Annotated in this window: 7 protein-coding genes; 3 read left to right on the forward strand and 4 right to left on the reverse strand. The window is 70.4% G+C overall.

The window, feature by feature from the left end; translation table 11 throughout:
• Positions 1-19: 19 nt before the first annotated feature.
• On the forward strand, positions 20-1,102 hold the full coding sequence (locus tag ACZ7LS_RS31825) for a DUF475 domain-containing protein (protein WP_385132814.1): 1,083 nt from the start codon (positions 20-22) through the stop codon (positions 1,100-1,102).
• 18 nt (positions 1,103-1,120) lie between these two features.
• On the opposite strand, the gene ACZ7LS_RS31830 is transcribed toward ACZ7LS_RS31825, so the two are convergent.
• From ACZ7LS_RS31830 to ACZ7LS_RS31845, 4 genes are all read right to left on the reverse strand, one after another.
• The gene (locus tag ACZ7LS_RS31830) at positions 1,121-1,843 is read right to left on the reverse strand and encodes a VOC family protein (RefSeq protein ID WP_382526998.1); all 723 of its coding nucleotides are present in this window, start codon (positions 1,841-1,843) and stop codon (positions 1,121-1,123) included.
• A 77-nt stretch (positions 1,844-1,920) separates the two neighbouring features.
• Entirely contained in the window at positions 1,921-3,834 is a 1,914-nt protein-coding gene (locus tag ACZ7LS_RS31835) for a glycoside hydrolase family 15 protein (RefSeq protein ID WP_385132967.1), read from the reverse strand.
• A gap of 111 nt (positions 3,835-3,945) precedes the next feature.
• On the reverse strand, positions 3,946-4,635 hold the full coding sequence (locus ACZ7LS_RS31840; protein ID WP_385132811.1) for a glycoside hydrolase family 16 protein: 690 nt from the start codon (positions 4,633-4,635) through the stop codon (positions 3,946-3,948).
• A gap of 125 nt (positions 4,636-4,760) precedes the next feature.
• A complete protein-coding gene (locus ACZ7LS_RS31845) occupies positions 4,761-5,393 on the reverse strand; it encodes a DUF6629 family protein (RefSeq protein WP_382526764.1) in 633 nt (210 codons plus the stop codon).
• Between the two features lie 396 nt (positions 5,394-5,789).
• Here ACZ7LS_RS31845 and ACZ7LS_RS31850 point away from each other — a divergent pair, with 396 nt between their 5' ends.
• Both ACZ7LS_RS31850 and ACZ7LS_RS31855 read left to right on the forward strand, forming a co-directional pair.
• Positions 5,790-5,993, forward strand: coding sequence for a cold-shock protein (locus ACZ7LS_RS31850; RefSeq protein WP_014061102.1), 204 nt, complete (start codon positions 5,790-5,792; stop codon positions 5,991-5,993).
• 275 nt (positions 5,994-6,268) lie between these two features.
• Positions 6,269-7,846 (forward strand): DEAD/DEAH box helicase, encoded by a 1,578-nt coding sequence (locus ACZ7LS_RS31855; protein WP_385132807.1) that lies wholly within the window; start codon positions 6,269-6,271, stop codon positions 7,844-7,846.
• Positions 7,847-7,970: the final 124 nt, after the last annotated feature.

Genomic DNA, 7,970 nt, shown 5'->3' on the forward strand with positions numbered 1-7,970 from the left:
GAGGGGAAGTGGAGGACCAGTGGTTCTGAAGACATTCAGATGGGCGTTTGTCGTCACCGCGGCGGGTCTCGCCGTCGGGGCGCTGTACGGCGGTTGGGCCGCGCTGTGGATCGTCGCCATCCTCGCGGTCCTGGAGATCTCGCTCTCCTTCGACAACGCGGTGATCAACGCCGGGATCCTGAAGAAGATGAGCGCCTTCTGGCAGACGATCTTCCTCACCGTCGGGGTGCTGATCGCCGTCTTCGGCATGCGGCTCGTCTTCCCCGTCCTGATCGTCTCCCTCACCGCCAGGATCGGCCCGGTCAAGGCGGTGGAGCTGGCCATCAACGACAAGGACAGGTACCAGCAGCTGGTGACGGACGCTCATCCGTCGATCGCCGCCTTCGGCGGGATCTTCCTGCTGATGATCTTCCTCAACTTCATCTTCGAGGACCGGGAGATCAAGTGGCAGGCCTGGCTGGAGCGGCCACTGGCGAAGCTCGGCCGGATCGACATGCTCGCGGTCTGCATCGCGCTGATCGTGCTGCTCGTCGCGTCCATGACGGTCGCCACCCATGCCCACCAGCACGGCGGCACACACGCGGACAAGGCCCAGACGGTGCTGACGGCAGGCGTCGCGGGGCTCATCACGTATCTGATCGTCGGCGGGCTCTCCCGCTTCTTCGAGCACCGCATCGAGGACGAGGAGGAACGGGTCGAGGACGCCGCCAGGAAGCGCGGGTCCGGCTCGGCCGTGGCGCTCACCGGCAACGCCGCGTTCTTCATGTTCCTGTATCTGGAGGTGATCGACGCGTCGTTCTCGTTCGACGGGGTCATCGGCGCCTTCGCGATCACCAACGACATCGTGCTGATGGCCCTCGGCCTCGGTATCGGCGCGATGTACGTCAGGTCCCTCACGGTCTATCTGGTCCGGCAGGGGACACTCGACGACTTCGTCTACCTGGAGCACGGCGCGCACTACGCCATCGGCGCGCTGGCGCTGATCCTGCTGATCACCATCCAGTACCAGATCAGCGAACTCATCACCGGACTCGTCGGCGTCGTCCTGATCGGCTGGTCCTTCTGGTCCTCGGTCCGCCGTAACGCGCGCCTGGCCGAGTGACCCCCGAGCGTGGCCCTCTCACGCCGAGACGATCGTGAAGAGGCCGCCGTCGGGGTCACGGAGGGTGGCCTCCTCGCCGGCCGGGGTGAGGCCCGGCGGCGTGACGACGACCCCGCCGGCCGCGGCGGCGGCCCGCGCGGCGGCGCTCACGTCGGCCGCCCGGAAGTACACGTGCCAGCGCGGTCTGATCTGCGGGTCCGGGGCGCTCTCGACCGCTCCGCCGCGCAGCGCCGCGACCGTGTGCGTGCCGTCGCGCACCAGTACCTGACCGTCCTCGTAGTGGACCTCGCAGCTCGCCTTCTCGTCCGAGCCCCAGCCGAGGACCTGCCCGTAGAAGATGGCGGCGGCGAACGCGTCCCGGGTCCGCAGCTCCAGCCGTGCCGGCGCGCTGCCCCGCCCCACGGACCACCCGGCGACGGTCCTGCCCTCCCAGAAGCCGAACACGGCGCCGTCCGGATCGGCGGCGAGGGTGGCGCGGCCCGTGTGCATGGGGAGCGGCCCCACCGCCACGGTCGCGCCCCGCTCGCGGATACGGGACGCGACCAGGTCGGCGTCGTCGACGGCGAAGTACGGGGTCCAGGCGACCGCGGCCTGGAGGCTCGGCGCCAGCGCCCCGATCCCGGCGACCGCCGCGCCGTCGTCGAGCGCGAGGCTGAACTCGTCGCCCAGGGCCGTGGGCCGGAACGTCCAGCCGAGGACCGCTCCGTAGAAGATCTGGGCGGCCTCCAGGTCGCGGGCCATCAGACTCACCCAGCAGGGGGCCCCGGACACGGGGTGACGTGACGCCGGCATGATTCCTGTCCGCTCCCTTCCGGCTCTCAGCCCAACGCCCGGTCGAGGTTGATCGCCGAGCTGATCAGGGCGAGGTGGGTGAACGCCTGCGGGAAGTTGCCCAGATGCTCACCGGTCAGCCCGATCTGCTCGGCGTACAGGCCCACATGGTTGGCGTAGGTGAACATCTTCTCCAGCGCCAGCCGCGCCTGCTCCACCTCTCCGGTGCGGGCGAGCGCCTCCACCCACCAGAACGAGCAGATCGAGAACGTGCCCTCCGAACCATCGAGCCCGTCCGGGGCCTGCGACGGGTCGTACCGGAACACCAGGTTGTCCATCACGAGCCGGTCCGCGATCGCCTCGACGGTGGACAGGAACCGCGGATCGACCGGCGAGATGAACTTGACCATGGGCATCAGCAGCAGCGAGGCGTCCAGGATGCTCTCGGGAGGCCGGCCCGGCTCGGCGGAGAGCCGCTGGACGAAGGTACGGGTCCGCGGGTCCCAGCCCCGCTCCATGATCTGGTGGTAGATCTCGTCCCGGGCGGCCGTCCAGCGGCCCAGATCGCCGGGCAGTCCGCGCTGGCGCGCCATCCTGATCATGCGCTCGACGGCGACCCAGCACATCAGCCGCGAGTACGTGTGGTTCTGCTGGCCCGCCCTGGTCTCCCAGATGGACTGGTCGGCGGAGTCCCAGTGCCTCAGCAGCCACTCCAGGATCTCGCACAGATCGGTCCAGCTCTCGTGCGAGATACCCGCGCCGTACTTGTTGAACAGATAGATCGAGTCGATCAGTTCGCCGTAGATGTCCAGCTGGCGCTGGTCGCTGGCGTTGTTGCCGGTACGCACCGGATACGAGCCCCGGTACCCCTCCAGATGCCCGAGCACCTCCTCGGGGAGATGGTCCTGGCCGTCGATCGAGTACACGACGCGCAGCGGGCCCACCCTGCCGTCCGTCGCGTCCCGCAGCCGCTCGGCCAGCCAGCTGATGAACCCCTGCGCCTCCTGGGTGAACCCCATCCGCAACAGCGCGTACAGGGAGAACGCCGCGTCCCTGATCCATACGTACCGGTAGTCCCAGTTGCGGGCGCCGCCGAGCTGTTCGGGAAGCCCGAGCGTCGGCGCGGCGACGATGGCACCCGTCGGTTCATGCGTCAGCAGCTTGAGGGTCAGCGCCGAACGGTGGACCATCTCCCGCCAGCGGCCGGTGTACGTGGACTGCCGCAGCCAGCGGCGCCAGAAGGCCACGGTGGCCACGAAGAGCGCCTCGGCCGCCTCGGCGTCGACCGCGCACGGATCCGGCCCCGTGTTCGCGCCGATTTCCGCGTCCGCGGCGGCATACGCGGAGGCATAGTCCGTTTCGAGGTCGAACAGGGCCGTGTCGCCCTCGTCGAGATCGAACGTCGCGTAGGCGTCGGTGTCGTCGAGTTCCAGCGCGACGGAGGACCGCAGCGACAGCGCGAGGACGTCGCCGACGAACCGTACGCCGTCGGGCATGCGCTCCAGCCGGTGCCGGTCCCGGCCGTAGTTCAGCCGCGGCGCGATCCGTACCCCCAGCCGCATCCGGCCACGTACGTTCACCACCCGCCGCACCAGCCGCTGCCGGTGGTGCGGGTCCTGCTCCCGCACGATCGGCATGAAGTCCTGGACCTCCACGATGCCGTCGGCCGTGAGCATCCGGGTGATCAGGATGTTCGTGTCGGGGAAGTAGAACTGGTTGTGGGTGGAGACCTGGCACACCGGCCGGATGTCCCAGAAGCCGCCGCGCTCCGCGTCCAGCAGGGATCCGAAGACGCTGGGGGCGTCGAAGCGTGGGGCGCAGAACCAGTCGATCCGGCCGTCGGTGCCCACCAGCGCCGCGGTCCGCAGATCCCCGATCAGACCGTGCTCGGCGATCGGCAAGTACGCCTCGCCCCGCTGTTCCCCGGCCGGGGTGTCCGTCTCCTGAGCGTCCTCGTTCATGGTGCTGTCGAGTCTCGCGCACCGGCCCCCGGCCCGCATGTCGGTGCGGAGGGCGGCGGTGCGGGAGCCGGCCATGTGCGGGAGGCGCCGGCGTTCAGGAGGCGCCGCGGTTCAGGAGCGGGCGCCGTACACCCGGAGATAGTCGACCCCGTACGACATGGCGGTCACCCCCGGCCCCGGCGCGGGATGGTACCGACCGGCGCTGACGGAGAGATTGACGATGAGGTGGGCCCGCCAGTCGCGGCCCACGCCCCTGCCGTCGGCGAAGACGCGCCGGCCGTTGACCCACCAGACGACCGTCCTGGGCCGGAACTCCACCTTCAGCCTCACCAGGGCACCGGGGCGGATCGCCCGGTCCGTGCAGTAGTGCTCGCTGCCCCGCACCCGGTTCGACAGCTCCAGCAACTGGGGGTTGTCGGGGTGGTACTCGAAGACGTCGATCTCGTTCCCGCCGTCCAGCCAGGTCCAGATCGCGGGCCACGCGCCGATCTCGGTGGGCAGCCGCACGCGCGTCTCCAGTACGTCTCCGGTGCGGACGGTGAACTCCCCGGGGCTGCCCTCCGTGGTGAGCAGCCCGGTGTTCCAGTAGCCGTCGGAACGGAGCGTCGCCCGGAAGGTGCCGCCGCGGCTGTACTCCGCGTCGGGCACGAGATGATCGAGCTTGTTGTCCCCCGGGTTGGTCGGCCCGCCGCCGGGATAGGCCCAGGAGCGCCCCGCGACCCACTGCTCGGTGGAGGAGAAGTCGGCGGTGAAGCGGGGTGTACGGGCCGTCAGGGACGGGTCGGGCGTACCGCTGCTCATGACGTCCCCTCCCGAGACCCGGGCCACGCGGCGGCCGCCGGAGCCGCTCCCGTTCATGCTAGGGACCGATGGCAGGGCGTGGGGGTGAGGCGCCGCGTGGGCGAGGGCGGCTGTTTGTTCGTACCTCACCCCGTCCGTGGCCGGGGCGCCGCCGGGAGGCGCCGCGCCCACACCAGGACCAGGGCGGACGCCACCGCCGCGAGACCGCACCAGGTGGAGATGAACTCCAGCCGCCAGAGCGTCACGCACAGCACCGCCGCGTACGCGACGACCACGCCGAGCAGCCGCACCGTCGGATCACCGCCGATGAGCAGCGCCCCGACGGTGGCCAGGGCATAGGCCAGCACCAGCAGCGGGACGTGCGGAAGGTCGAGCGCGAACCCCATGGTGTGGCCGCGGATCTCGGCCCTCGCCGTCCGGTGGAGGAGGTAGTACGACAGCACCGCGGCGGTGCCGAGCCCGATCACGGCCGGAATCACCAGCCGGCGCCGCGCCCGGGGCGGCGCGGCGAGCAGGACGGCGAACGGCACCCACACCGCCAGTACCGGCAGGGCGATCACGACCCAGGCGACGGTGGCAGGGCCCGCGCCGCCGCCGGAGCGCCACACGACCGATTCGATGATCTGATGCGCCCCCAGCAGCAACGGCAGTGCGGCGAGCGGCAGATCCCGGACCCTGCGGACCCGCGCCACGCAGGCCACGCCGACCACGGTGATACCGGCGCCCACCACGAGATCGGCTGTCGCGCTCCAGCACACGCGTCCCACGGTACGCGTCACCGGATTTCCCGCCAGGCGTCCCCGCCTCCGCCGGCCGGGCAGAACGGGCTGCGGTGCACCCGGCCGGTCCGGGCGGAGCCCGCGGCCCCTGAATATCTGTGGTCGCTGATGCAGAAATTGGCTGGATGCGTGATGAAGATTTGTGGCACGGCGGACGGAGTGATATTGCCTGCCGTACCCGGCCGCTCGCGCCGTGCTACTGTTGATCTCAGTTGCAGTTGTGGTTCCCAAAGACTTCAAGTGCTCTTACCGGCTTTATGTGCCGGTGGGTGCGCTTTTGTATTTCCGGGATTTCTCCGGACGGGGTAATCATCGCGGCGACGTGGGGTCCGCACAGTGCGGCCCTCCGGGCTAAATGCCCCGAAGGAGATCAACATGGCCAGTGGCACCGTCAAGTGGTTCAACGCGGAAAAGGGTTTCGGCTTCATCGAGCAGGATGGCGGCGGCGCCGACGTCTTCGCCCACTACTCGAACATCGCCGCCCAGGGCTTCCGTGAGCTGCAGGAAGGCCAGAAGGTGAACTTCGACGTCACGCAGGGCCAGAAGGGCCCGCAGGCGGAGAACATCGTTCCCGCCTGACGCTGAATTCATGACGTAGCTGGGGTCCGCACCTAGAAATGCGGGCCCCAGCTCGTTGTTTTTATATTTTTCCCGTGGTCTTCCCGTAAGATTCCACGTTTCGACAGAGCCTGTTCCGCTTGCCCTGGTGGTGTGCGGAACGCGACGCACGGTTCCGGCTGTTCTACGCCCCGGCGCGGCTCTGGTCTCTGTATGTAATCGGCTCGTTCTTGCGATTCTTCGTGCGGTTTTCCTGCCGAGAATTCTCGATACGTGCCCATCGAGAAAGGTTCTGAATGAACCGCGCAGCACGCACGAACGACCGTTACTCCCGTACCCGCGCGGGCGGCTCCGCGGGCTCCGGCCGGGGCAGCCGCTTCGGCTCGGGTGCCGCCAGCCGTTCGGGTTCCCAGGGACGCTCCGGCGCCCCGGGCCGTTCCGGTGGCGGCTACGGGCGGCGCCCCGCCGCGCTGAAGGGCGAGTTCGCCCTCCCCGTCACCCTCACCCCGGCCCTGCCCCCCGTCGCGGCCTTCGCCGACCTGGACATGCCGGCCGAGCTGCTCAAGACGCTCAGCGGTCTGGGGGTCAGCGTGCCGTTCCCGATCCAGGCGGCCACCCTGCCCAACTCGCTGGCCGGCCGGGACGTTCTCGGCCGGGGACGTACCGGCTCCGGCAAGACCCTCGCCTTCGGCCTGGCGCTGCTGGCCCGTACCGCCGGACAGCGCGCCCAGCCCAAGCAGCCGCTCGCCCTGATCCTCGTCCCCACGCGGGAGCTGGCCCAGCAGGTCACCGACGCGCTCGCCCCGTACGCCCGGTCGTTGAAGCTGCGGCTGGCCACGGTCGTCGGCGGTATGTCGATCGGCCGGCAGTCCAGCGCGCTGCGCGGTGGTACGGAGATCGTCGTCGCCACCCCGGGACGGCTCAAGGACCTCATCGACCGCGGCGACTGCCGGCTGGACCGGGTCGCCATCACGGTGCTCGACGAGGCCGACCAGATGGCCGACATGGGATTCATGCCGCAGGTCACCGCGCTGCTCGACCAGGTACGCACCGAGGGCCAGCGGCTGCTGTTCTCCGCCACCCTCGACCGCAACGTCGACCTCCTGGTCCGCCGCTACCTGCACGACCCGGTGGTCCACTCCGTCGACCCGTCCGCGGGCGCGGTCACCACGATGGAGCACCACGTACTCCACGTGCACGGCGCCGACAAGTACGCCACCACGACCGAGATCGCGGCGCGCGACGGCCGGGTGCTGATGTTCCTGGACACCAAGCACGCCGTCGACCGGCTCACCGAGCACCTGCTGAACAGCGGCGTACGCGCCGCCGCGCTGCACGGCGGCAAGTCCCAGCCGCAGCGCACCCGCACCCTCGCGCAGTTCAAGACGGGCCATGTCACGGTGCTGGTGGCCACCAATGTCGCGGCCCGCGGCATTCACATCGACAACCTCGACCTCGTCGTCAACGTCGACCCGCCCAGCGACCACAAGGACTATCTGCACCGCGGCGGACGCACCGCGCGGGCCGGCGAGTCCGGCAGTGTCGTCACGCTCGTCCTGCCGAACCAGCGGCGCGAGATGAGCCGGCTGATGGCCGACGCGGGCATCACGCCGCAGACCGCCCAGGTCCGCTCGGGCGAGGCCGAACTCAGCCGCATCACGGGCGCCCAGGCGCCCTCGGGGGTCCCGGTCACCATCACCGCACCGGTCACCGAGCGGGCCAAGCGCGGTCCCTCGCAGAGCCGCGGCCGTGGCCGGGCGGGCCAGGGCCGCCGCTCCTCCGGCGGCTCCGCGTCCGCGGCGCGCACCAGCTCCGCGTCCGCGGCGCGCACCGGCGGCGCACCGCGCCAGTCGCCCCGTAACAGCACCGCCTGAGCCACGGGCGGAACCCAGCGGAAGTGGGGCCGGGGCAACCGGTGGCGCGGGGGCCTCCCCTGGGTTTTGGAAGGGGGGTGGGGGGGGGGGGGGGAGGGCCCCCCGTCCGGAAGCGCGCAAGCTC

Source organism: Streptomyces sp. NPDC039430 (assembly GCF_055639435.1).